This is a genomic window from Pseudomonas sp. RW409, assembly GCF_003184125.1.
GTDB lineage: Bacteria > Pseudomonadota > Gammaproteobacteria > Pseudomonadales > Pseudomonadaceae > Aquipseudomonas > Aquipseudomonas chlororaphis_I.
The window spans coordinates 752,383-772,828 of sequence record NZ_QHHP01000041.1 but is presented as its reverse complement, the minus strand read 5'-3'; the positions used below and the strand labels follow the sequence as shown (position 1 = coordinate 772,828).

Below are 20,446 nucleotides of genomic sequence, written 5' to 3'. Positions count from 1 at the left end.
TATCGCGAGCAATCGAGCGTCGACCGGCCGCTCCTACAGGGGAGTGGAGCTGTCCGGCTCGCTCTGCAAGGCTTCAGGCAGATCCCGGTGATAGTTCTGCGCGCCGATGGCGTGCAGGATGCCGACCCGTTCAAGCTTGGTGTGGACCTTGAGGTTGGCTTCGCACAGCTTCACCACAATCCCGCGCTTGTGCAGTTGGCCTATCACTTCCTCCAGCATCTGCAAGCCCGTGATGTCCATGAAAGGCACGTGTCTCAGGCGAATGATCAGCACCTGCGGGTCGCTGTGGGTCTGCGCCAGCGCGCGCTCGAAAGTCTCCGCGGCACCGAAGAACAGCGGCCCCTCGATGGTGTAGATCAGCACGCCCGGTGGCAGATGCAATTGGCCGTTGCCGTGCAGCTCGTGTTGCAGGTCCTGCTCCACCACCTGTTGCACCTCCACCGAGGAGGCCATGCGCCGCAGGAAGTGCAGCATCGCCAGGATCACCCCGATATTCACCGCGATCACCAGATCGCTGAACACCGTGAGGACAAAGGTAGCCAGCAGAATCGCCACGTCCGCCCGGGGCGCCCGTTGCACCATGCGCTTGAAGTGGTGCAGTTCGCTCATGTTGTAGGCCACCACGAACAGGATCGCCGCCAGGGCGCACAGCGGGATATTGGCCGCCAGTGGCGCGAGAAACAGGATGATCAGCACCAGGACCAGCGCGTGGATGATGCCCGCCAGCGGGCTGCTGCCGCCGTTGCGGATATTGGTTGCGGTGCGGGCAATCGCGCCGGTGGCGGCGAATCCGCCGAACAGCGGGGTGGCCAGGTTGGCGATGCCCTGGCCGATCAGTTCCTGGTTGGAGTCGTGGCGGGTGCCGGCCATGCCGTCGGCCACCACCGCCGACAACAGCGACTCGATGGCGCCGAGCATGGCGATGGCGAAGGCCGGACCGATCAGGTCCAGCACTCGCGGCAGGCTGATTTCAGGCAGCTGCAACGCCGGCAACCCCTGGGGAATACCGCCGAAGGCGCTGCCGATGGTGGCCACGCCGTCGAACTGGAACAGGGACTGCAGGGCCGTGGCCAGGGTCATGGCGACCAGGGGCGCCGGCAGGCGTTTGAGCTGCGCGATCCTCGGCACGCCCCACAACAGCGCCAGGCTGAGCAGGGCCAGCAAGGTGGTGGCCAGGTGCAGGTCGGGCAGGGCTTGCAGCAGGTGCCAGAGCTTCTGGTGGAAGTACTCGCCGCCGACGGCGGGCAGGCCGAAGAAGTCCTTCCACTGGCTGACCCAGATGATCACCCCGATCCCGGCGGTAAAGCCGAGTATCACCGGGTCCGGGATGAACTTGATCAGCGCCCCGAGGCGACTGATGCCCAGCAGGAACAGGATGATCCCGGCCATCATGGTCGCCAGTTGCAGGCCGTCGACCCCGTACTTGGCAGTGACCCCGGCCAGAATCACGATAAAGGCCCCGGTGGGACCGGCGATCTGCAAGCGGCTGCCGCCGAACAGCGACACCAGCAGGCCGCCGACGATGGCGGTGTAGATCCCCTGTTCGGGCTTGACCCCGGAGGCGATGGCGAAGGCCATGGCCAGGGGCAGCGCCACCACGCCGACAATCACCCCGGACACCAGGTTGCGGGCCCAGTGCGCGCGTCCCAGCAATCCGGCTTTCCACGCCTCGCGTATGGCAATCATGGCTCACTCCCGACATCCGACTCGCAGATCACGCTGCTCATCATAGCCAAAGCCAGGAGGCGCGGCCCATGGCCTGAGTCAGTCTTTGCGCGGCTATCGGCTGCAGCCACTGGGATCGAGGAGTGCAGTCCGCGGCGTTGGTGTTCTTGCCTCAGCTACGCTTCGTACACCACCCCCAGTATCGACTGAGCAGTCAGGTTCCAGGCTGGGGCGATGGTTAACAAAAGATAACGTGGCGTCGATTGTCAGACGTTTCGAAAGCCCGATAGGATAGGTCAGCTTCCGAAGGGGCTCTAGATTGCAGGTTTCAGGACATTGTCCTAACCGCCCCGAACGGCGCCCTGTAAAGGTTGAACGACCTAACAATAATAAATGGGGGAGAGGTCTATGAGTGAGCCTGTCATGGGTGTGAGTTCCTGCCGCCCGCCGGCCTTGCGCAGATTTGCGTTGCTGGCTACAGCGCTCTCGCTGTTGGGGGTCGCCCTGTTGTCGGCCCCGGTCCAGGCCGCCGCGTCCGCGGCGGACACTGTCTATTCCACCGAATCGGCCAAGGCCAGCAAGGGCCTGATGCTCGATGTCGTGCATGCCGGTCCGCGCCTGGTCGCCGTCGGCGATCGCGGGCACATTCTCTATTCCGACGATCAGGGCCAGACCTGGACCCAGGCCAAGGTGCCGACCCGGCAGCTGCTGACCGCGGTGTATTTCGTCGATGCCAAGCACGGTTGGGCCGTCGGCCACGATGCCCAGGTGCTCGCCAGCGAAGACGGTGGCCTGACCTGGACCAAGCAATTCGAAGACCTCAAGCGTGAAGCACCGCTGCTGGACGTGTGGTTCCAGGACACCAGCAACGGCTTTGCCGTGGGCGCCTACGGCGCGCTGCTGGCCACCACCGACGGCGGTAAAACCTGGGAAGACGCCAGCGACCGCCTGGACAACGAAGACCAGTACCACCTCAACGCCATCGCTGCGGTGAAGGATTCCGGCCTGTTCATCGTCGGCGAGCAGGGCAGCATGTTCCGCTCCGCCGACTGGGGACAAACCTGGGAACGCCTCGAAGGCCCTTATGAAGGTTCGTTCTTCGGCGTGATCGGCACCGCCCAGCCCGCCACGCTGCTGGCCTACGGCCTGCGCGGCAACCTCTATCGCTCCACCGACTTCGGCAGCACCTGGGAGCAGGTCGAACTCAAGGCCGCCCGCGGCAGCCTGGAGTTCGGCCTGTCCGGCGCCACGCTGCTGGACGACGGTTCGCTGGTGATCGTCGGCAACGGCGGCAGCGTGGTGCGCAGCACCGACAACGGCGTGACCTTCAGCGTCTACAACCGTCCGGACCGGATCTCCCTGGCAGCGGTGACGGCAGCCGGCAATGGCAACCTGATTCTGGCGGGGCAGGGCGGTGTGCGCTCGACCTCGTCGAATGGCGCCGATCTCGGAAAATAATCAGGGCAAGCAAGCCGGGCCAATAATAAGAAGGCGGGAACACTTCCATGAGCAGTCATCAAACCGACAAGGCGACGTTTCTCGAGCGTCTGATTTTCAACAACCGCCCGGCAGTGATCATCATCTGCCTGCTGGTCAGCGTTTTCCTGTTCTGGCAGGCCACGCTGATCAAACCGTCCACCAGCTTCGAAAAAATGATCCCGCTCGAGCATCCCTTCATCGAGAAGATGATGGAGCATCGCAACGACCTGGCGAACCTGGGCAACACCGTGCGCATCTCGGTGGAGGCCAAGGACGGTGACATCTTCACCAAGGACTACATGGAGACACTGCGGCAGATCCACGACGAGGTGTTCTACATCTCCGGCGTCGACCGCTCGGGCCTCAAGTCGCTGTGGAGCCCCAGCGTGCGCTGGACCGAGGTGACGGAAGAGGGCTTCGCCGGCGGCGAAGTGATCCCGCAGAGCTACAACGGCTCGGCCGACAGCCTCGATCTGCTGCGCAACAACGTGCTCAAGTCGGGCCAGGTCGGGCGCCTGGTGGCCAACGACTTCAAGTCGAGCATCGTCGACATTCCGCTGCTGGAGTCCTACCCGGACCCGCAGGACCAGGGCAAGCTGCTGGCCCTGGACTACCAGAAGTTCTCCCATGAGCTTGAAGAAAAGATCCGCGACAAGTTCGAGGCGCAGAACCCCAATGTGAAGATCCACATCGTCGGTTTCGCCAAGAAGGTCGGCGACCTGATCGACGGCCTGATCATGGTGGTGATGTTCTTCGGCGTCGCCTTCCTGATCACCCTGGTGCTGCTGTACTGGTTTACCTGGTGCATCCGCAGCACCATCGCCGTGCTCATCACCACCCTGGTGGCGGTGGTCTGGCAACTGGGCCTGATGCACGCCGTGGGCTTCGGCCTCGACCCCTATTCGATGCTGGTGCCGTTCCTGATCTTCGCCATCGGCATTTCCCACGGCGTGCAGAAAATCAACGGTATCGCCCTGCAATCCAGCGGTGCCGACAACGCCCTGACCGCGGCCCGGCGTACCTTCCGCCAGCTGTTCCTGCCGGGGATGATCGCGATCCTCGCCGACGCCGTGGGCTTCATCACCCTGCTGATCATCGACATCGGGGTGATTCGCGAGCTGGCCATCGGCGCGTCCATCGGCGTGGCGGTGATCGTATTCACCAACCTGATCCTGCTGCCGGTGGCGATTTCCTATGTCGGCATCAGCAAGCGCGCAATCGAGCGCAGCAAGAGGGACGCTACCCGCGAGCATCCGTTCTGGCGCCTGCTGTCGAACTTCGCCAGCCCGAAAGTCGCCCCGGTGTCGATCTTCCTGGCCCTGCTGGCCTTCGGTGGCGGCCTCTGGTACAGCCAGAACCTGAAGATCGGCGACCTCGACCAGGGCGCGCCGGAGCTGCGTCCGGACTCGCGCTACAACAAGGACAACAACTTCATCATCAACAACTATTCCACCAGTTCCGACGTGCTGGTGGTGATGGTCAAGACCGCCTCCGAAGGCTGCTCGCGCTACGAAGCCATGGCGCCGATCGATGAGCTGATGTGGAAGATGCAGAACACCGAGGGCGTGCAATCGGCGATTTCCCTGGTGACCGTGTCCAAGCAGATGATCAAGGGCATGAACGAGGGCAACCTGAAATGGGAAACCCTGTCGCGCAACCCGGATGTGCTGAACAACTCCATCGCCCGTGCCGATGGCCTGTACAACAACAATTGCTCGCTGGCGCCGGTGCTGATCTTCCTCAACGACCACAAGGCCGAGACCCTCGACCGCGCGGTGCATGCGGTGCAGGAGTTCGCCAAGGAACACAACAAGGACGGCCTGGAGTTCCTGCTGGCGGCGGGTAACGCCGGGATCGAGGCGGCCACCAACGAAGTGATCAAGCGCTCGGAACTGACCATCCTGGTACTGGTGTACATCTGCGTGGCGGTGATGTGCATGATCACCTTCCGCTCCTGGGCGGCGACCCTGTGCATCGTGTTGCCGCTGGTGCTGACCTCGGTGCTGGGCAACGCGCTGATGGCGTTCATGGGCATCGGCGTCAAGGTCGCGACCTTGCCGGTGGTGGCGCTCGGGGTGGGGATCGGCGTGGACTACGGGATCTACATCTACAGCCGCCTGGAAAGTTTCCTGCGTGCCGGCCTGCCGTTGCAGGAGGCCTACTACCAGACCCTGAAATCCACCGGCAAGGCGGTGCTGTTCACTGGCCTGTGCCTGGCCATCGGCGTCGCCACCTGGATCTTCTCGGCCATCAAGTTCCAGGCCGACATGGGCCTGATGCTGACCTTCATGCTCCTGTGGAACATGTTCGGCGCGTTGTGGCTGCTGCCGGCGCTGGCGCGATTCCTGATCAAGCCGGAAAAACTGGCGGGGCAGAAGGGCCACTCGCTGTTCGCCCACTAATCCCCTAAGCTCCAAGCAAAACCGCGACCCAGGTCGCGGTTTTTTATTGCCCGGCCAGACACCACCGGCCCCTGTAGCCGCTGCCGAGCCCGCGAGGCTGCGATCGACCGGCACGCTCGCAGCGGTGTTCCTGGTGCAGGAGGGCCTTCGGCCCTGGCGCAGCTGCGCCAGCGGCTACAGAATTTGTAGCAATGGTTCGTGCGAACTTTGCAATGCCACTACAGCCGCGCCGCGCCGGACCCGCTATCATGGCCGCTTTCCATTGCTGACTGACGACTATGACTGCCGCTACAGACACTTTGCTGACTGCCCTCCAAGCCTGCGACATGCTGGAAATCGACGGGCTGCATGCCTTCGACTTCACCCTTGACGACCAACAGCTGCTGATCGAATGCATGGACGGCCGTGCGGCCAAGCGCTGGAGTTTCAGCCTGGCCCAGGTCAACGCCGCGACCTTCGACGACACCCTGCAAAGCTGGACCATCGTCGGCGACTCCGGTGAGCACCGCCTGGTGTGCATGAGTGCTTTCAGTGCCCGTAACGATGAGGAGGATGAACATGAGGATGCGTAACTTCTGGCCACTGCTGATGGCTGGCAGTATCGGCGCCATGGCCGTGCAGGCCGCGCCGGTCGAGACCCAGGAACTGCTGGTCGGTTCCTACACCCAGGGCCAGAGCGAAGGCATCTACCGCCTCAAGTTCGACGGTCGCACCGGCAAGATCGAGGCCAAGCCGCTGCAGGTGGTCAAGAGCGCCAACCCGTCCTGGCTGACCCTGTCCAAGGACCAGAAGCAGCTGTTCGTGGTCAATGAGAACGGGCCTGGGCAAGCCGACCCGATCGGCCGGGTCAGCAGCTTCAGCATCGAAGCCAAGAGCCGCAAGCTGAACCCGATCAACCAGGTGCAGAGCCTGGGCAACGAGCCGACGCACTCGAGCCTGAGCGGCGATGGTCGCTACCTGTTCGTCAGCAACTACTCGGTGGTTGCGGATCCGGGCGGCAGCCTCGCGGTGTTGCCGGTCGGTACCGATGGCAAGCTGTCGCCGGTGGTCCAGCTCAGCAGCCACCCAGGCAGCCGGGTCAACCCCGAGCGCCAGGTGGCGGCCCACGTGCATTCGGTGGTGTCGTCGCCGGACGGCCAGTTCGTGTTCGCCAGCGACCTGGGCGCGGACAAGGTCTTCGTCTACCGCTACGACCCCAAGGCCAACGCCGAACGCCCACTGACCGCGGCCGAGCCGGCGTTCGTCGAGCTGCCGCCGGGCAGCGGCCCGCGCCACCTGCTGTTCAGCGCCGATGGCAAGCACGCCTACCTGACCCTGGAAATGAGCGCCCAGGTGGCGGTGTTCGACTACCAGGACGGCAAGCTGACCCAGAAGCAGATCCTCGACTTGACCAGCGGCGGCAAGGACAAGAAGGCGGCGGGTGCGCTGCATGCTTCCAAGGACGGCAAGTACCTGTACGTGAGCAACCGCGGCACGGCCAATCAGTTGCTGGTGTTCGCCATCGACGAAGCCACCGGCCAGCTCAAGGAGATCCAGCGGCGTTCGGTGGAGGGCGATCACCCGCGTGAGTTCAGCCTCGATCCGAGCAACAAGTACGTGCTGATCGGCAACCAGAAGAGCAACGAAATCGTGGTGATCGAGCGCGACGCCAAGACCGGTTTCCTCGGCAAGACCGTGCAGAAACTGCCGTTCGATTCACCCAGCGATATCAAATTCCTGGTGCGTCAATAGGCCGCAGGCCCCGGTTGACGGGGCCTGCGCCTTTCTATTAATGACGCTGATATCTGCTACTGCTGGAAAAAATTTCAACCCGCCAACCCTCGGGCGTAGTTTTGCTTCACGGCCCGGCGCATCAAGGCTTCCGGGCAAACAAGCCGACTGCATACGAGGGTTACCCAATGAACTTCAATCTCTTCTCCGTGATCGCCGCTTCCGCCATCTCCGCTACCGTGGCCCTGCCAGCCAGCGCCAACGTGGAAATCAGCGAGAAAAAATCCGCGACCAACACCTACACCCAGAAATACCTGCAACAGAGCGCCAACTTCTACGCCGCGCTGGATCACAAGATCCAACACTGAAATTCCCCGCACCGCCCAGGTATGCAGGAGCGAAGTCACTGGCTTCCCTGAATGGACTCGTTCATCCGGTGGATCAGCAGTGATGTCGCTCCTGCATTACCTGTATGCGACGTTTTCCCCCATGCCAGGCAAATTAGCTTGGTAATGTCATATCGCCATATGTTTAAATTTGACGCTAATTAATTGACTCCTCCTTTCCAAGGATCGACAGCATGGCGATGCGTCTGGCAGTGGTTCTTCTGTTCCTCTATTCCACCCCGATTCTCTCGGCTGCCCAGCCCATTGAAGGCGAGCCGGAAACCTCCCGCGAGCGAATGCTGACCCTGCTTGAGGATTGATTGGCCGCGGACCAACGATCAATCCAACTGATGGTGACTATGCACCGAGGTTGTTTCTGCGTCGGGCGTTTTTAACGGATTCTGTGGGCACTGAAACATGCCCACGGAGACCACCATGGCCCACTCGATCCTCACCTCTGCCAAGCGCGGCGCCTATGTCGCCATTGGCCTGTACCTGGCCATGGTCCTCCTGGTCAGCCTCTCGGCCCAGACCCCGTCGACGGTGCAACCGCCGATCCAGGTCGCTTACCCGGCCATCCAGTTCGAACACCGCGCGCAAGCCGCCGAACAGGTTCCTGATGCGGGAGTGGCGCTGCTATGAAAGGACGCAGGTTCTGGGTCATTGCCGTCCTGGCGTTCATGACCAATGGCGCTTTCTTGCTGGGGATCGGGCAGGGCTCGGCGGGCTCGCTGGCCCGGGCCATCGAATGCAATCACAACATCGCCCACAACATTGAAACCGCCAAGGCCCAGGGCCTGCTGGCCGGCAACCCGCCAGCCAAACCCAGGGCCGCGTTCTTCGGCCCGTTCAGCGTCGATTGCTCGGCGTTGCAGATGTGCAGTGTGCTGAGTTGAACGCAACACAGTCTTCTGTAGGAGCTGCCGGTCGACGCTCGATTGCTCGCGATCGCTGCGCAGCAGCGCTCTATCCATCGCATCGCGTTATCGTTGCGGATTTATCGCGAGCAAGCTTCGCTCCTACATAACAGGTGTCAGGCTCAGGCCTTGGCCATGACCGCGACAAACAGCTCCGACTCCAGGAACCGCTGCAACCAGCGCTGCAAATGCCGGTAAGGCGTCTGCGCAAACCACTCGCGATCGACATGGGCGAACTGCCGCACGAAAGGCGCCAGGGCCATGTCCGCCAGGCTCGGGTGATCTGCCAGCAGGTAATCGTGCTGGCTCAACAGTTCATCCAGCTGCCGTAGAAATACTTCCCCCTGACTGCGGTAATGCTCCATCGGCTGTTCGGGGTAACGCTCGGCGTATTTGTAGCGATTGAGGTGCAGCTTGAACACTTGGTCGTTTTCCGCGATCAGCGCCTCGATCCGTTGCTGCGCCGGCCCATCGTCCTTCAGCAGCCAATCCTGCGGATCGTGCTGGGCCAGGGCCCAGCGCATGATGTCCAGGCTTTCGTCGATCACCCGTCCGTCAGCGTTGAGCACCGGCACCGTGCCCTTGGGCGACAGCGCCAGCATCTCGGCCGGCTTGGCCTTGAGGTTGACCTCGACTATCTCCAGCGGCACTCCGCTGTAGCGCAGCGCGAGGCGGGCGCGCATGGCGTAGGGGCAGCGGCGGAACGAATACAAAGTATTCATTTCACCTCCAGGGTGCTCAGGCCATTGCCTTGGCGCCGTACCTGGATCTGCACCGGAATCCGCTCGTGCATTTCCTGCACATGGGAAATCACCGCCACCTTGCGGCCCTGGGCCTGCAAGCCGTCGAGGGCGTCCATCGCCAGTTGCAGGGATTCCGGATCGAGGCTGCCGAAGCCTTCGTCGATAAACAGCGACTCGATCTTCAGCGTGCTGGAGGCCATGGACGCCAGGCCCAGGGCCAGCGCCAGGGACACCAGGAAGGTCTCGCCGCCGGACAGGGAGTGCACCGAGCGCAGCTCATCGCCCATTTCCGTGTCCATCACCAGCAGGCCGAGCATGCTGCCGCCGCGCTTGAGGCGATAGCGCCGCACCAGCTGGCGCAGTTGCGCGTTGGCGTGATGCACCAGCAGATCGAGGTTGTAGGCCTGGGCGATCTTGCGGAAGGTGTCGCCGCTGGCCGAGCCGATCAAGGCATTGAGCCGCGCCCAGCGTTGCCATTCGGCGTAGGCCTGGGCGATCTGCTCGCCCAGCGCCTGGTTGGCGTCTTGCCGGCGCTGGTCCTCGGTCTGCTGGGCGCGCAGTTCGGCGCTCAGCTGTTCGCTGGCGGCCAGCTGGCTGTGCAGTTCACTCAGGGCGCTGGCCAGTTGTTCGGCGTCGAGCTGGCCGTCGTGCTGGGCCTGATGGCTGTGCAGGCGTTGCTCGCGTTCGGTGACCAGGACCTTGGCCTGTTCCACCGCCTTTTCGCGCTCTTGCAGTTGTTGGCGCAACGCGGCGACCTGCTGGTCGTCGAGGCTGAGCAACTGTTCCAGGCCGCCGTCGTCCAGCTCCGGGTGCTGCTGGCGCCAGTCGGCGATCTTGCTGCCCAGCGCCTGCTGTTCGGCTTCCAGGGCCAGCAGGCGTTCCTCCTTGCCTTGCAGTTCCGCGCCCAGTTGCACCAGCAGGCTGCGGACCTCCTGCAACTGCTGGTTGGCCTGCACATCGGCGGCGCGCGCCTGTTCCACGGCCTGTTCCAGATGCTGCTGCCACTGCTCGGCACTGGCGTGTTCGCCCAGCAGTTGCGCGAGCTTGTTGCGGGCGGCCTGCTGTTGCTCGGCCAGGGTATTGAACTGCTCCTGGGCGGCTTGCAGTTGCTGCACGCGGGTCTGCTGGCGGTCCTGTTCCTTGTCCAGGGCCAGCTGGCGCTGTTGTTGTTCCTGCTGTTCTTCCTTCTGCTGGTCGAGCTGTTCCAGGCGCTGCATGACCTGCTGGTCGATCTGCATAAAGGTCGCGGCCGGGTCGCTGCGCAGGGCTTCGAGGGTATCGGCCGGCAGCAGGGTGGCGAAGGCCGACAGCTCTTCCTCCAGGCGCTGGCGATCCGCGCCCAGCTGCTGTTGCTGCTGGGTCAGCTGTTGCGTGGCTTCCTGGCTGGCCTCGACCGCCGCTTGCAGTTGCTGTTGCAGGCGCCCGGCATCCTTTTGCAGTTTCAGCAGGGCGCCTTGGCGCTGTTCGTCCTGCTGGATGCTTTGGTTCAGCTGGCTCAGTTGCTGGTTCAGCCAGGCGTCGCGCTTGCCGGCGTCCTGGTCGAGCAGCGCCGCCGACAGCGGATGGGCTTCGATACTCGGCGCCAGGGCCTGCTGCTGGCTTGCCAGTTGCTCCTGTTGCTGGAGGAATTCCTTTTGCTGGGCGATCAGGCCGCCGACCTGGCTGCGCAGTTCGGCGAGCTTTTCCTTGAGTTCATCCACCGCCTTGCGCGCGTTGGCTTCTTCGCTTTCGTCGTGGCGACCCAGGCTCTGCAACAGCGCCTCGGGCTGATGGTAGGGGTGCTCGTGGCTGCCGCAGACCGGGCAGGGCTGGTCGTCCTGCAACTGCTCGCGCAGCTCTTCGACACTGGCGCTACGCGCCAGGCGCTGGCGTTCCAGCAGTTGCTGGGTCACCGTCAGGGTCTGTTCGGCGATCGTCAGTTCGGCCTTGCTCTGCAAGCCGATCCGGTTCAGTTCTTCGCGCTGGCGTGCGGCGGTCTGCAGCTTGTCCGCCAGTTCCGCGCCGCGCTTGTCCAGTTCCTGCTGGCTGGCCCACAGCCGCGCCAGTTCTTCGAAGGCGCGCTGTTGCTTGCGGTTGTCCTGCAGCAGGTCGCTGAGGATCTGCAACTGTTCGGCCACCGCATGGGGCTCGGCGCCGGCCTCGCTGTACAGCACTTGCAGCTCATCGCGTTGTGCGGCCAACTGCTGCGCCGCGCTGGCGGCCCGTTGTTGCAGGCCGGGCAGTTCTTCCTGGCCCTTGTTCAGCCGGTTGCCAGCCAGCATCAGCTGTTGCAGGCGATCGCGGTAGGCATTCCAAGCATCGCTCAGCGGCGCCAGATGGGTGCTGTGTTCCAGCTGTTCGGCAATCCGCTGCAGGCGTTCGCCCACCAGGCGCTGCTGTTCGAGCATGGCCTGGGTCGCCTGCTGGCCTTGTTCGCTGGCCTGTTGCAGTTTGTCCTTGAGCTCGCCGGCTTCGCCGCAGGTCTTGCCCAGGTGGGCGAGGGTGCTTTGCTCGGCAAAGGCCTCGCGCAGCAGCGGGGCGCCGGCGCTTTGCTGTTCCTGGGCGGCGAGCAACGCGGCCTGGGCCGTGCTCAGTTGTTGCTCCAGTTCGCCCTGGCGTTTTTGCTCTGCGCCTTGTTGCTGGCGCTGTTGCCGGATCTGCTCGCGCAGCGGCGTCAGTTGCTGGTTCAGTTCCACCTGCCGGGCGAACTGATGGCGTTGCGGCGCCAGCTGTTCCAGGCGGGTCAGCCTGGTCCGCTCGCTGCCCAGGCCTTCCCAGGTCGTTTGCGCCTGTTGCAGTTGCTCGGCGGCGCTCCGCTGCTGGTCCTGCAGCTGCTGCAGTTCCTTGAGCCAGGCGTGTTGCAGCTCCAGTTGCTTGAGCTGCGCCTGCTGGGCCTTGAGCTGCTGCTGGGCGGCGTCGAAGCGCTGGTCCAGCTCGGCGCGGGCCTCGGGCTCCAGCGGGGTGATGCCGCTGGCCTGGGCCTTGAGGGTCTTGTGCTGTTCCTCGGCTTCCTTGCTCTTGCTGTAGGCGCGCCGCCCGAGCTGGCTGTAGATCGAGGTGTTGGTGAGCTTTTCCAGCAGCTCGCTGCGTTCCTTGTCGTCGGCCTTGAGGAAGGCGCTGAACTCGCTCTGGGCCAGCATCACCGCGCGGGTGAACTGCTCGAAGTTGAGCCCCAGCTTGGCTTCGATCAACTGCTCGTAGTCGCGCTTCTGGCTGGCCAGCAGTTGATTGCTGTCCAGGTCGTGCAGGCTCTGCTTGCTGGCCTGCAGCTTGCCGTTGGCCTTGTCCCGGGCGCGGTTGGTTTCCCAGCGGGCGCGGTAGCGATGGCCGTCGATGCCGACGAAGTCGACCTCGGCGTAACCGCTGCCGGTGCCACGGCGCAGCAGGGTGCGCGGGTCGCTGGTGAGCATTTCGCTGTCCACCTCCGGCACCTTGGTTTCGCGGCCGATATTGTTCAGCCGCGGCACCGCGCCGAACAGCGCCAGGCACAGCGCATCGAGCAGGGTGCTCTTGCCGGCGCCAGTGGGCCCGGTGATGGCGAACAGCCCGGCGCTGGCCAGGGGTTCGGCGCTGAAGTCGATTTCAAAGGGGCCGGCCAGGGAGGCCAGGTTCTTCAGGCGGATGGCAAGAATCTTCATGGCTGCTCCTCCTCGTGCTGCACTTCCTGGAGCAGTTGCGCGAAGTCCTTGAGGGTCTGTTCGTCCACCTCGCTGCCGTAGCTGTCCAGCCAGGCGCGGCTGAACAGGTCCTGCGGGCTGAGCTGGTCCAGCTCCACCAGTTGCGCGGCGCCGTCGTCGCCCTCGCGTCCACCATTGCCGGCGTATTCGGCGGCAATCCGCACCAGGCGCACGGCCTTGCCCTGCAGGGCGCTTTCCACTTGCTGGCGCAGGTCTGGTTGCGGCTCGTCCAGGCGCACCCGTACTTCCAGCCAGGGCTGGCGCTGCTCTTCGGCCAACAGGTCGATGTCCGGCAGTTCTTCCAGTTGCAGCAGGATCTCCGCCAGTGGCGCCGGGCCCAGGCGTTGCAGGTTGACCGCCCGCGGGATCAGCCGCGGCTCGACGCTGACCAGGGTTTCGCCGTCGAGCTGGATATCGAGGATCTGGTGCTGGTAGTCGATCTCCGAGAACGACAGCGGAATCGGCGAGCCGCTGTAGCGGATGCGTTCCTCGCCGTTGACCTTCTGCGGCTTGTGCAGATGCCCCAGGGCCACGTAGCTGATGCTCGGGCCGAACAGACTGGCGGGCAGGGCCTCGGCATTGCCGATGATCAGGCTGCGCTCGGAGTCTTCCGACACCGAACCGCCGGCCATGTGCGCGTGACTGATGGCGACCAGCGCCTGGCCTGGCTGACGTTTGGCGTTGGCCGCGGCGATCAGCCACTCATGCACCTGGCCGATACCGCGCAGGTAATCGTCGCCCAGGTGCGGGCCGGTGACTTCCGCCGGCCGCAGGAACGGCAGCGCCAGGCACCAACCGGCAATCGCGCCGCTGGCATCGGGCAACGGCAGCAACAGACGCTCGCTGTCCAGTTGCCCGTCGTCCAGCCACAGCACCCGGCCCAGGGCATGGGTGCGCAGACGCCGCATCAAGGGCGCCGGCAACTCGATGCGCGAACCGGAGTCATGGTTGCCGGCGATCATCACAATGGTCAGGCCGGGCTGCTGTTCATGGGCACTGACAATAAAGTCGTACAGCCGCTCCTGGGCTTTGACCGGCGGATTGACCGTGTCAAAGATATCGCCAGCGATCAGCAGTACGTCAGGGCTGTGCAGCGCCAGCTGGCGCAACAGCCATTCAAGAAAGCAAGCATGCTCGAAATCGCGTTCCTGGCCATGGAGGTTCTGCCCCAGGTGCCAGTCGGAGGTGTGAAACAGACGCAAGGCAAACTCCGCAAACAATCAGGTGAGCCGCAGGGAAGAGGAGAGCGGCGTGAGGGGGGAGAGTTTAATGGTAAATCGGGTGTGGGGCTTGGTTGGATGTGTAGATGGAAGCTGTAGAAGAGGCTGCTTTTGACTGTGGATTCAACCGGTCGATGCAACAGATTGGCTAAATCGTTCAGCGGGCGTTTCGTAGTTTAGTGTTTTCCGAGGACGACTGTTCAACTGCCTTGCCACTTCATTGAGCGTGGCTTGCGAGTGCTCCGCCAGGTCGGTCCCTTTCGGGAAGTACTGCCTTAACAACCCGTTGGTGTTCTCATTCGATCCCCGTTGCCAGGGACGATGGGGGTCGCAGAAGTAGACCTTGATGTCGGTCGCCACCGTAAAACGCTTATGGTCAGCCATCTCTTTGCCGCGATCCCACGTCAGCGATTGGTAGAGTTCCTCGGGGAGTTCGCGGGCGTTTTCGATCAGGGCGCTGATGACCGTCTCGGTATCCTTACCGGCCAACTTCACCAGCATCACGTAGCGGGTATTTCGCTCAACAAGAGTGGCGATCTGGCTGTTCCTGCTGCCGCACAGCAGGTCACCTTCCCAGTGACCAGGCACCGCCCGATCCTTAGCCGTGGCCGGGCGTTCGCGGATGGATACCGCGTCTGTGATTCGGCCGTGATTTTCTTTCTTCTGCGTGTGATGTCGCGAGCGACGCATGGCTCTCGTGCGCCGTAAATGCTCAAGCAACTCCTTCTTCAGGGCCCCGCGAGCCTGTATGAAGAGGGTGCGATAGATCGTCTCGTGTGACACCTGATAGCTCGTATCATCCGGGTAGGTGCGCTTCAGCCAGCCGGCAATTTGTTCCGGTGACCACTGCAATTGAAGCTTGTCTGCAACAATTTGCGCCACCGCTCGGTTCTCAACAAGCTTGCAGACCTTGGGTCGATGGGCGCGATCCCAGGCCGCCTGATCAGCTCGATTAGCCCGGTAGCCTCCTTGGCCACCGTTGCGTCTGATCTCACGACTGATCGTAGAGGCTGCTCGCCCTAGCAGCGCGGCTATGGAACGGATCGAGTTACCTGCCACCACTGCCCGCGAAATCTCTTCGCGTTCAGCCAACGTCAGGGCCAATCTGGACCTGCGCCGTACAGCGGGTCTAATACCCCCTGTTTCCGCCAGGATGCGCTGTACCGATGAGTGGTTTCGATCAAATAGTTGGGCGATCTGCTGGAGAGAGTCGCCTTTCTGCCAGTGATCCCACATCAGTTTCTTCTGGCTTTCGGTGTAATAGATCCGAGGTCTCTGCTTCATCTGCAACACTCCTTCTGCTTACACAGAATTTAGTTGTGTTGCATCGACCGGTTGAATCCACAACTCGATGTAGTCATTCGTCGCGGGCTGCTATCGGCCATTTACTGCCATTCGGGACCGGCAGCAATCGGCCAAATACTGCCATTAGTGAAAGTGGGCTATTCGGTGAATTGGGTTCCAGGGCAACAGCTACTCAGCCCTGAGGATACGAGTAGAACCGCATCAGCCGTAGACCGTCCAGTAGCCTTTCATGCAGGGCGACGAACTCGACTGGTATCTCTGGATGGCGGACACCCGAACTGGCGACTGTACTCTCGGCTGAATTGCGATGGGCTTTCGTAGCCCACTCGATAACATGCACTCGCCACATCCAGCCCTTCGCCGAGTATCAGTCGGCGGGCTTCCTGCAGACGAAGTTGTTTCTGATACTGCAGCGGACTCATCGCGGTCACTGCCTTGAAGTGGTGATGCAAAGTAGAACTGCCCAAATTGGCTACCCGTGCAAGTTCTTCGATGCGCAAGGGGTGGGTGTAATGGTTGTTCAACCAATCGATTGCCCGCGTCACCCGCCGCATTTGTGAATCACCGAGGGCAAGCTCATACAGGCGGCTACCGTGCACGCCTCGCAGGAGGCGGTAATACAACTCCCGCAGGGCGAGCGGAGCCAGCATGCCGATGTCCTTCGGCGTCTCCAGCAGACGTACCAGCCTAAGCATTGTTTCCAGCAGGGGAACATCGACTTTCTCAAGGAAAAGGCCACGCTCCGGTTCGTCCGGGACGCCCGTCGGGGGAGCATCGGCAATGACCTGGGCAATTTCCGTGGCCTCGAAATCAAGACGGATACACAGGTAAGGCGCCTCCGGGCTGGCCATCAGCACGCGACCGGAAACTGGAAGTGTCACCGATACCACCAGGTAACTGAGCGGGTCGTACAGATAATGGTCGTCACCCACGCCGATTTCTTTTTGTCCTTGCACGATCAGGCAAAGTGCCGGCTTGTGGACGGTATGGATAAGCTCCGAGGGGGCGTCAAAACGAATGACATGCAGGGGCGCTATGGCGGTCTCATAGATCCCGGGTGTCGTAAACCGTTGCGTCAGTAAGCGAACCAGTTCGTCACGGTATATGGCTGTGTTCTGAAGGATGAAAGCATCGCTCTGTTCCATTTCAAGGCTCTCACACGTATTCATGAGCATCTGCCTGGTGGCTGTCCAGGCAGACCATATTCACCCGACATCATCAAATTGCTCATTGCCGATAGAGGATCATGCCGGCGTGATACAGCACATCGTCATGAAAGTGCCCATCGGCGGTGAAGCCGCTATCGTCCCAGTACTGGATGTAGTCACCCACTATTTCGTAGCGGCCTTGATAGGCGCTCTTATTTTTACCACGGGCCTCGTCGTAACGCCCAGTTGCCAGAAGCTCGTGACGGATGAATCCATCAGCGGTTACCCACATACCTGCGTAACGATGATCGGGAGTGGCTCGTTTAGCATTTTTCATAGGGCTTCTCCTCGATTGCATGCTTAGCCGATACGACCCAGGGCAGTTTGGCTTGAGCCGTCTTCGGCAACGCGAAAACCCGGTGTGCGGTCACTGCCGCCCTCACTTACGCGCATGCCGGGAGTGTGGTCCGAGCCACCCTCGGCAACCCTGAACCCGGGTGTGCGGTCACTGCCACCTTCAGTCACCCGCATGCCGGGAGTTCGGTCGGCCCCGTCTGCGGCCAGGTAAAGGCTGGTGGAGGAGAGATTGACCGCGCAAGCAACGATCGCGCTCATAGCCAGTGAAATGGAAAGCCGGTTTGCGTTTTTCATTGTTCAGTCCTCATCGATGTTGTTCAGCTGAATGGCCTGCCATGGCCTGTTTCTGCATCTGTTGCGTGTTTTCAGATTACGTAGCCGAGCGGAGGGGGGTTAGGTCGAAACTGTCGCAGATTTGCCTGATCCTCTCGGGCTTGCCGAGAATGCCCGGCGGCGCCTTCCAGCGGAGGCTCACCCGGCCGTGACGGTCATGCCTCCGTCTGCCATGACCACCGAACCGACCAGGAAGCTGGCACGATCCGAGGCGATGAACGCGACCACTTCAGCAATTTCTTCCGGCCGTGCGGCGCGGCCGATCGGCGCGGCTTCGCCATGTTTGGCGAGAAAAGCAGGGCCATCGTCGACCACATTGTTGAGGATGTTGGTCACCACATCCCCAACACCGACAGCATTGACGCGGATGCCGTGGGCGATGACCTCAAGCGCAAGGGTTCGCGTCAGTTGGGCAAGCGCACCTTTGGAGGCGGTGTAGGCGGAAATAGTGGGGAAGGCGAAGTAGGAGGCATAGGACGCGATGTTGACGATCGAGCCGGATTTATTTGGCATCATCGCTTTGACCGCTTCCCGGCTATGCAGAAATGCCGCTGTAGCATTGACCGCCTGAATGCGCTCCCAATCTTCGCGGGTCATGTCGATGACCAGTTTGTTGATGATGATGCCGGCGTTATTGACCAGGATGTCCAGCCGACCGAATTGCTCGACGGCCAATGCGACCGCACGCTCGGCGGCACCGTCCTGAGTGATGTCGGCCACCAGTGGTACCAGGCCGGGGCAGGCCAGCGCCTCCACCTCAGGGTTTATATCTTCGGCGATGACCTTGGCGCCGCGGGCGTGCAGCAACAGTGCGATTGCCTTGCCGATGCCACTGGCCGCGCCAGTGACCAAGGCGACTTTACCTGCCACTTCGTTTGGCATGCTGTTCTTGATATCGGTCATGATTTTCTCCAGCGTTGTGATCGAGTAGGGGGTGAGCCGTGTCGGCACCTGCAAGGCGCTGTCATCGGCGACGGGCCTACTGTCTCGCAGCGAGGCGAAGTCGGCTTTCGTGGGCTTGCCCAGGCTGTCGGGATTTTGCGCCGAATGTTAAGTGAGGAAGGTTCGGCGCTCGGTTCAACGAGCGGGAAAAGCTCGATATCATCGATCCGGTCTCATCGCGCAGAGGTCGGGCAAGCGCCTGGAGAGTGGTTGAAGCCTGTCTGACTTTGCACAGTCGAGTATGAAAAGGACATGTTCATGGCGAATACCGGGTTAACGTCCCTCGAACAGATGTCGACATTCTCGCCAGGCTTGCGCATCACCGGGGAGTCGATGCGTGAATACCTGCCAGGCGAGCCGCAGGCTTTACCGCAGTGCCCGGAAATCAAGGACATTGTGATTCAGCTGTTTACCCATCGCAGCGTCATTGAGCCCATTCTCGTGCCTGCGGTGGTGGAACCGCTGGTCGTCCTGGTTCTGGCGGGGGCGGCGAGGGTGGAGGAGCGCGTACTGGGTGGGGAGTGGGAAGCGGCAGAGGTCAGCGCCGGCGATTTTTTTCTCACCAGTTCTGATGAGCCGTATGAAATGCGGTGGCAGACTCACGGGGGTGACACCTTCGAAGTCATGCACCTTTATCTGGGGTTACCGCTGATCGAGCAAGCGTCACGGGAGCTGTTGGGTGAGCACGCCGGGCCAGTGCGTTTGCGCGATGTTTCAGGGGCACGGGACGGGCGCGTCGCGTCTGTCATGGAGCAGTTGCGCACCGAACTGGTTGTAGAGCGCTCGCCCAGCTCCCTTTTCGTCCGTTCTCTGGCACAGGCGCTGGCCGTACATCTGGTGCGCAGCTATCTCGCCGATATCCAGCCTGGGCGTCGGGTCAACGCCTTGCAAGCGTACAAGCTGCGCAAAGTGACTGACGCCATGAGTGAGCATCTAGGCGCTGAGTTCAGCTTGGCGAGGCTGGCCAGGCTTGCCGAGCTGAGTGAGTACCACTTCAGCCGCATGTTCAAGCGTGCGACGGGACTGTCGCCCTCCCAGTACTTTATCCGCTTGCGCATAGTTCGCGCGCGGCAGCTGTTGCTCGAGACCCGGCGTAGCGTCATCGACGTCGGGCTGGAGGTCGGCTACTCAAGCCCCAGTCACTTCTCTCAGGTGTTTCGTCGCGAGGTGGGCGTAACGCCCAGTAAGTTCCGAGGTGCATGAGTGTCTTTCCGTGACAGGTTTTGCGGGTGATGCACACAGACACGAATAGGCAAAAGGTGCGCAGGTTTTGGCACGCGTCGACCAGGCCAGTGCCCTTAACCTTTCCGACGTACCCCGCAGCAACATCCGCGTTATCAGCGGTTGGAGCTGAAACTTCAATGCATACAGCAGGAGCTACGGATATGTCGAACATCAAAAACAAAGTCGTACTGATTACCGGGGCAAGCAGTGGTATTGGCGAAGCGGCGGCCAGGCTGATCGCCGCCAAAGGTGCCCGTGTGGTACTCGGTGCCCGCCGTACCGAGCGTCTGGAAAAACTTGTGAGCGAGATCCAGGCCGAAGGTGGCTCGGCAAGTGCCTGCGCACTGGACGTTACGGATCTGGAGTCCATGCATGCGTTCGTGGCGTTCGCCAAGGCGCAACATGGCAAAGTTGATGTGATCATCAACAACGCGGGCGTGATGCCCCTGTCTCCCTTGGCCTCGTTAAAGGTCAACGAGTGGAACCAGATGCTCGATGTCAACGTTCGCGGGGTGCTGCACGGTATTGCCGCCGTCTTGCCGGGCATGGAGGCGCAAGGGTCCGGTCAAGTCATCAATATTTCGTCGATCGGCGGCCTTGCGGTCTCTCCGACAGCCGCGGTGTACTGCGCGACAAAATTCGCAGTCAGGGCAATCTCAGATGGCCTGCGGCAGGAAACGGACAAGATCCGGGTCACCGTGGTGTGCCCGGGTGTCGTCGAATCTGAACTGGCCGATACGATTTCCGATGAGGTGGCGCGAGAGGAAATGAAAGCCTTCCGTCGTGTGGCGCTCAACGCAGACGCTATTGCACGAGCGCTCGCCTATGCCATCGAACAGCCCGACGATGTTGATGTAAGTGAGATTGTGGTTCGTCCGACTGCCAGCCCACACTGAGCAGTCTTGAGTGGAAGGCGTGCTTTGGTTCCGAGGCAGTTGTTCATGAACGGCTGCTTTTGT

General features: G+C 62.1%; 19 protein-coding genes. 10 read left to right on the top strand and 9 right to left on the bottom strand.

Annotated elements, in window-relative coordinates; all coding sequences use genetic code 11:
* Window positions 1-33: 33 nt before the first annotated feature.
* Window positions 34-1,686, bottom strand: coding sequence for a SulP family inorganic anion transporter (locus DK261_RS24000; RefSeq protein WP_009048723.1), 1,653 nt, complete (start codon window positions 1,684-1,686; stop codon window positions 34-36).
* A 387-nt stretch (window positions 1,687-2,073) separates the two neighbouring features.
* Between DK261_RS24000 and DK261_RS23995 the strand changes: the two genes are divergently transcribed.
* The 8 genes from DK261_RS23995 (at window position 2,074) to DK261_RS23965 (ending at window position 8,538) form a co-directional block, all read left to right on the top strand.
* A complete protein-coding gene (locus DK261_RS23995; RefSeq protein ID WP_053268911.1) occupies window positions 2,074-3,123 on the top strand; it encodes a YCF48-related protein in 1,050 nt (349 codons plus the stop codon).
* 47 nt (window positions 3,124-3,170) lie between these two features.
* Window positions 3,171-5,546: an RND family transporter gene (locus DK261_RS23990; RefSeq protein ID WP_009048725.1), complete on the top strand. Its 2,376-nt coding sequence runs from the start codon at window positions 3,171-3,173 to the stop codon at window positions 5,544-5,546.
* Window positions 5,547-5,824: 278 nt separating this feature from the next.
* A complete protein-coding gene (locus tag DK261_RS23985) occupies window positions 5,825-6,118 on the top strand; it encodes a DUF5629 family protein (RefSeq protein ID WP_016704661.1) in 294 nt (97 codons plus the stop codon).
* Entirely contained in the window at window positions 6,105-7,277 is a 1,173-nt protein-coding gene (locus DK261_RS23980; protein ID WP_009048726.1) for a lactonase family protein, read from the top strand. The genes DK261_RS23985 and DK261_RS23980 overlap by 14 nt, the downstream gene beginning before the upstream one ends.
* 167 nt (window positions 7,278-7,444) lie before the next feature.
* A complete protein-coding gene (locus DK261_RS23975) occupies window positions 7,445-7,624 on the top strand; it encodes a hypothetical protein (RefSeq protein ID WP_007923220.1) in 180 nt (59 codons plus the stop codon).
* A gap of 212 nt (window positions 7,625-7,836) precedes the next feature.
* Entirely contained in the window at window positions 7,837-7,962 is a 126-nt protein-coding gene (locus DK261_RS33660; RefSeq protein WP_256587583.1) for a hypothetical protein, read from the top strand.
* 115 nt (window positions 7,963-8,077) lie between these two features.
* On the top strand, window positions 8,078-8,284 hold the full coding sequence (locus tag DK261_RS23970; RefSeq protein ID WP_009048729.1) for a hypothetical protein: 207 nt from the start codon (window positions 8,078-8,080) through the stop codon (window positions 8,282-8,284).
* The gene (locus DK261_RS23965) at window positions 8,281-8,538 is read left to right on the top strand and encodes a hypothetical protein (protein WP_110176617.1); all 258 of its coding nucleotides are present in this window, start codon (window positions 8,281-8,283) and stop codon (window positions 8,536-8,538) included. Before DK261_RS23970 ends, DK261_RS23965 begins: the two co-directional genes overlap by 4 nt.
* Before the next feature lie 143 nt (window positions 8,539-8,681).
* On the opposite strand, the gene DK261_RS23960 is transcribed toward DK261_RS23965, so the two are convergent.
* The 8 genes from DK261_RS23960 to DK261_RS23925 form a co-directional block, all read right to left on the bottom strand.
* Window positions 8,682-9,281, bottom strand: coding sequence for a glutathione S-transferase (locus DK261_RS23960; protein ID WP_038632073.1), 600 nt, complete (start codon window positions 9,279-9,281; stop codon window positions 8,682-8,684).
* Entirely contained in the window at window positions 9,278-12,919 is a 3,642-nt protein-coding gene (locus DK261_RS23955) for an AAA family ATPase (protein WP_103330970.1), read from the bottom strand. Before DK261_RS23955 ends, DK261_RS23960 begins: the two co-directional genes overlap by 4 nt.
* Window positions 12,916-14,160 carry an exonuclease SbcCD subunit D C-terminal domain-containing protein gene (locus tag DK261_RS23950; RefSeq protein WP_038632077.1) on the bottom strand — a complete coding sequence of 415 codons (1,245 nt, stop codon included), beginning with the start codon at window positions 14,158-14,160 and terminating at the stop codon, window positions 12,916-12,918. The genes DK261_RS23955 and DK261_RS23950 overlap by 4 nt, the downstream gene beginning before the upstream one ends.
* 141 nt (window positions 14,161-14,301) lie before the next feature.
* Window positions 14,302-15,462, bottom strand: coding sequence for an IS30 family transposase (locus tag DK261_RS23945; protein ID WP_053275419.1), 1,161 nt, complete (start codon window positions 15,460-15,462; stop codon window positions 14,302-14,304).
* A gap of 248 nt (window positions 15,463-15,710) precedes the next feature.
* On the bottom strand, window positions 15,711-16,628 hold the full coding sequence (locus DK261_RS23940) for an AraC family transcriptional regulator (RefSeq protein WP_038636559.1): 918 nt from the start codon (window positions 16,626-16,628) through the stop codon (window positions 15,711-15,713).
* 82 nt (window positions 16,629-16,710) lie between these two features.
* Window positions 16,711-16,968, bottom strand: a complete 258-nt coding sequence (locus DK261_RS23935; RefSeq protein ID WP_031286649.1) for an Atu4866 domain-containing protein — start codon at window positions 16,966-16,968, stop codon at window positions 16,711-16,713.
* A 23-nt stretch (window positions 16,969-16,991) separates the two neighbouring features.
* Window positions 16,992-17,282, bottom strand: coding sequence for a hypothetical protein (locus DK261_RS23930; RefSeq protein WP_080710531.1), 291 nt, complete (start codon window positions 17,280-17,282; stop codon window positions 16,992-16,994).
* A 177-nt stretch (window positions 17,283-17,459) separates the two neighbouring features.
* Window positions 17,460-18,224: an SDR family NAD(P)-dependent oxidoreductase gene (locus DK261_RS23925; protein WP_038632080.1), complete on the bottom strand. Its 765-nt coding sequence runs from the start codon at window positions 18,222-18,224 to the stop codon at window positions 17,460-17,462.
* Window positions 18,225-18,521: 297 nt separating this feature from the next.
* Here DK261_RS23925 and DK261_RS23920 point away from each other — a divergent pair, with 297 nt between their 5' ends.
* Both DK261_RS23920 and DK261_RS23915 read left to right on the top strand, forming a co-directional pair.
* A complete protein-coding gene (locus tag DK261_RS23920) occupies window positions 18,522-19,466 on the top strand; it encodes an AraC family transcriptional regulator (RefSeq protein ID WP_038636564.1) in 945 nt (314 codons plus the stop codon).
* A 182-nt stretch (window positions 19,467-19,648) separates the two neighbouring features.
* Window positions 19,649-20,383: an SDR family oxidoreductase gene (locus DK261_RS23915; protein WP_038632082.1), complete on the top strand. Its 735-nt coding sequence runs from the start codon at window positions 19,649-19,651 to the stop codon at window positions 20,381-20,383.
* Window positions 20,384-20,446: the final 63 nt, after the last annotated feature.